This is a genomic window from Albidovulum sp. (assembly GCF_049646345.1).
In the GTDB taxonomy this organism is placed as follows: Bacteria; Pseudomonadota; Alphaproteobacteria; order Rhodobacterales; family Rhodobacteraceae; genus Albidovulum.
The window spans coordinates 1-3,395 of record NZ_JBARVQ010000726.1 but is presented as its reverse complement, the minus strand read 5'-3'; the positions used below and the strand labels follow the sequence as shown (position 1 = coordinate 3,395).

5 protein-coding genes are annotated in these 3,395 nt (G+C 60.2%); 2 read left to right on the top strand and 3 right to left on the bottom strand.

Annotation, left to right across the window (positions count from 1 at the left end; translation table 11 throughout):
- Nucleotides 1-472 (bottom strand): FAD-dependent oxidoreductase (locus WBB85_RS18985; RefSeq protein WP_432640154.1); only part of this gene is annotated, 472 nt, incomplete at its 3' end.
- Between WBB85_RS18985 and WBB85_RS18980 the strand changes: the two genes are divergently transcribed.
- Both WBB85_RS18980 and WBB85_RS18975 read left to right on the top strand, forming a co-directional pair.
- A complete protein-coding gene (locus WBB85_RS18980; RefSeq protein WP_432640153.1) occupies nt 461-1,369 on the top strand; it encodes a DUF1365 domain-containing protein in 909 nt (302 codons plus the stop codon). The two genes, WBB85_RS18985 and WBB85_RS18980, sit on opposite strands and share 12 nt — an antisense overlap.
- Nucleotides 1,366-2,091, top strand: coding sequence for an SDR family NAD(P)-dependent oxidoreductase (locus WBB85_RS18975; RefSeq protein WP_432640152.1), 726 nt, complete (start codon nt 1,366-1,368; stop codon nt 2,089-2,091). The genes WBB85_RS18980 and WBB85_RS18975 overlap by 4 nt, the downstream gene beginning before the upstream one ends.
- A gap of 47 nt (nt 2,092-2,138) precedes the next feature.
- Here the strand turns inward: WBB85_RS18975 and WBB85_RS18970 are convergent, their stop codons facing one another.
- Complete coding sequence (locus tag WBB85_RS18970) at nt 2,139-2,774, bottom strand: ChrR family anti-sigma-E factor (RefSeq protein ID WP_432640151.1); 636 nt, start codon at nt 2,772-2,774, stop codon at nt 2,139-2,141.
- Nucleotides 2,771-3,289: a sigma-70 family RNA polymerase sigma factor gene (locus tag WBB85_RS18965; RefSeq protein WP_432640150.1), complete on the bottom strand. Its 519-nt coding sequence runs from the start codon at nt 3,287-3,289 to the stop codon at nt 2,771-2,773. The genes WBB85_RS18970 and WBB85_RS18965 overlap by 4 nt, the downstream gene beginning before the upstream one ends.
- Nucleotides 3,290-3,395 lie beyond the last annotated feature (106 nt).

The following is a 3,395-nucleotide window of genomic DNA, read 5'->3' as shown; positions in this document are numbered from 1 at the left end:
AACCAAGCTCATCAACCAGATCGCCGATGGTCTTGTCATCGTTGTTGGCAGCAAGTTCGGCCTGTTTGCCAAAACGAACGATGTCGGCAATCATCTTGTAGAATTGCGGACGCAGCAGATTGCTCTTTTGGGCGGTGAGGGCCTGCATGTTCGCAAGCCCATATTCCAGCCTGCCGCCGTCGATGCTGGCGCTAAAGCTCATCTCGCTCTTTACCACCGGCACATCGAGGTCGCGGAACAGCCGGGTCAGGTACGGGTAGGTCACGTAGTTGAACACGATGAAGCCCGTATCCACCGGCTGGTCGCCATTCTTGCCCGCCATCACCGTACGGGCGTGCCCGCCGAGCCGGGGTGCGGCCTCGAACAGGGTCACATCGTGATAGGGCGACAGGTAATAGGCGGCGGAAAGGCCGGAAATACCTCCTCCGACGATTGCGATCCTTTTGCGCGGGCCGTGGAGTTGATCGAACATTCCGTCCTCATCTTGGATAGGTTATGGAACGAATACGCCGGGCACCGCGGTTCGGATCACACTGGCGGCAGGAAAGTTCTTGCAGCGATTGATCCGGTTCCTGCCTGCACTCGTAACCGGGATATGATGCTGGACCACATTCAAGCCCAGACCCTTCACGCCCGTCGTGGCGCGATCAGGAACAGGTTCACCTATGGGGTGGACTATGTGCTCACCGATCTTGGCCCGGCCCGTCCGTGGCTGATATCGCGCAATCGCTTCAACCTGTGGTCGATATGGGACCGTCATCACGGTGGGCAACGCAACGATGGGCGCGGGCTTGCTTGGTTCAGGGAAATTCTTTCAGAGCGCGGTTTCCCTTTGGCGGGTGCGCAGTTGCTGTTGCTGGCCCAACCCAGCTTTCTCTGGTTTCAGTTCAACCCGGTCAGTTTCTGGATCGCCCTGATCGACGGCAAGCCCTGCGCCTTTGTGGCCGAGGTCAACAGCACCTTCGGCCAAAGGCATTGCTACTTCTGCGCCCACAAGGATTTTCGCCCCATTGCCAAGAGCGACGAAATCACGGCCGACAAACTCATGCATGTTTCGCCGTTTCAGAAGGTCGCCGGGCAATACCGGTTCAATTTCGACATGAGTGAACAAGCGATAAACATCCGTATCGCCTTCGAAAACGGCGATGAGGGTGTGCTTGCCACCCTGTCCGGCCAACGGCGCCCCGCGACCAGCACCTCGCTCTTCTGGGCGGCGCTGCGGCGTCCGCTGGGCGCTGTCCGCGTGTTGACGCTGATCCACTGGCAGGCGGCAATCCTGTATCTGAAGCGCGCGCCTTTTCTAAGAAGGCAACCGGCGCCGTTGCTGCCGATTTCCGACAGCTATACCTTGCAGGGCACAGGCAAATGAGCAGCTTCGCAGGCAAGACCTATTGGCTTGTCGGGGCCAGCGAGGGCTTGGGCCGCGAACTCGCCCGAAAGCTGAGCGTTGAGGGTGCGCATCTGGTTCTGTCGGCACGCAACGCCGAGCGGCTTGAAAGCCTTGTCGCAGAGTTGCCCAATGCCCGCGCCGTGCCTCTGGATGTGACAGACACCGACGCCGTTCGCCGGGCCGCCGCCGACGTCGGCGCGATCGACGGAGTGATCTACAACGCCGGCGCCTATGACCCGATGCGCGCCACCGAATGGGACAGTGACGCGGCGCTGGCCATGCTCGACGTGAATTTCACCGGCGCCATGCGTGTGCTGGGCGAGGTTATGCCGCAACTCGTCGGCAAGGGACGAGGTGATGTGACGCTGATCGGGTCGCTGGCCGGCTATCGCGGGCTTCCCGCCGCCGTGGGTTATGGGGCGAGCAAGGCCGCGCTGATCAGTCTGGCTGAAACCATGCGCTTTGATCTCAAGGGCACCGGCGTGATTGTCCGGATCATCAATCCCGGCTTCATCAAGACCCGGCTGACCCAGAAGAACAGTTTCAGCATGCCGATGCTGATGGAACCCGAAGATGCCGCTACAAGAGTGATGGCGGCGATGCGAAAACGCCGGTTCCGCACCGACTTTCCCGCACCGTTCTCCTGGGCCATCCGCAGCCTGTCCTATCTGCCCGATATATTGGTCTATCGCGGCAAGTAGGCCACGGCCCTCAAATCCCGCGCCGCCGAGTTGATCGGCGGCAGCGTTCAGATTCGAAAGATCGGCTGCAGCAACCGCGGCATCAGAGCGCGAAATTTCAGGCTGCCATCGGTTGCGGCAAGGCAGATGCAAGCCTCGCCCTCGACGGCAATCGGGGTATGTTCAAGCGCTTCATCCGCCACCTCCAGATCGCCCACACCGAAGCGGCCGGTCTCGTCTTGGAAACTGCCCTGCAGGACCAACGTCAGCTCCACCCCATTGTGGCCGTGATCCGGCACCGCCTGTCCCGGCGGAATGTAAAGCAACCGCACAGAGCCGTTCCTATCCGCAGAAAGGATGTCCTGACGTACGCCCATGCCCAGCGTCTTCCACCGAATGGGGCGCCCCTTCAGGGCCTCCATCACCGGGCCGGGATAGGCCCCCGTCCGTTCAAAAACCGGTTCGGGGGTGAACGGCGCATCAAGCTGCGCCAAAATATCGTCCTTCAGAGCGGCGGACACGCCGACAGCACCGGTTTCTTCCAGCACCACGCCGCCGATCATCTGATGCGCTTCTAGCGCCGCACGGCACTGTTCGCAAAGCGACACATGGCTCGCAACGACAACCGCGAAGGCATAGGGAAGATTGCCCGCTGCATAGGCCGCCAACATGGCGTCGGGAGTATGATGGGTAATGACTCTCATGGTTTGAGGTCCTTCAACTCGTGCTTGAGGCGCTCGAGGCCAAGCCGGATACGCGATTTCACGGTTCCAAGGGCAAGGCCGGTCTGCGCGCTGATTTCCTGATGGGTCAACTCGCCAAGATAGGCTTTCTCGATCATCTCGCGCTGTTCAGGGGCGAGCTTGGCGAGCGCTTGTTTCAAATAGACCGATTCCTGCTCGACGCCGAGGATCTGGCTGGCATCCGAGGCGCTGCCAGGCTCTTCCTTCAGCTCTTCTGGCATCGGCCGGTTTTCCTTGCGCGCGATATCAATCTGGCGATTGCGCGCGATTTGGTAGATCCACGCAGAGACCTGTGCGCGGTGCGGATCAAACGTTGACGCTCTGCGCCAGATCGTCAGCATGACATCCTGAACGATCTCTTCGGCCTGATGCGACGACACACCGGATCGCATGACGAAGCCTTTCAGGCGCGGCGCAAAATGATCGAAGAGTTTGACAAAGGCACTGCGATCACGCGTATCGCGAACTGCCATCATCCAAACGGTCTGTTGGGATAGCTCGGTATTCGTCTGCGACACAGGTGTGCTTTCGATACTGGGCACCATTGGTGCACGGTTTCTTTCGCGCGATCTATCAAGGGTC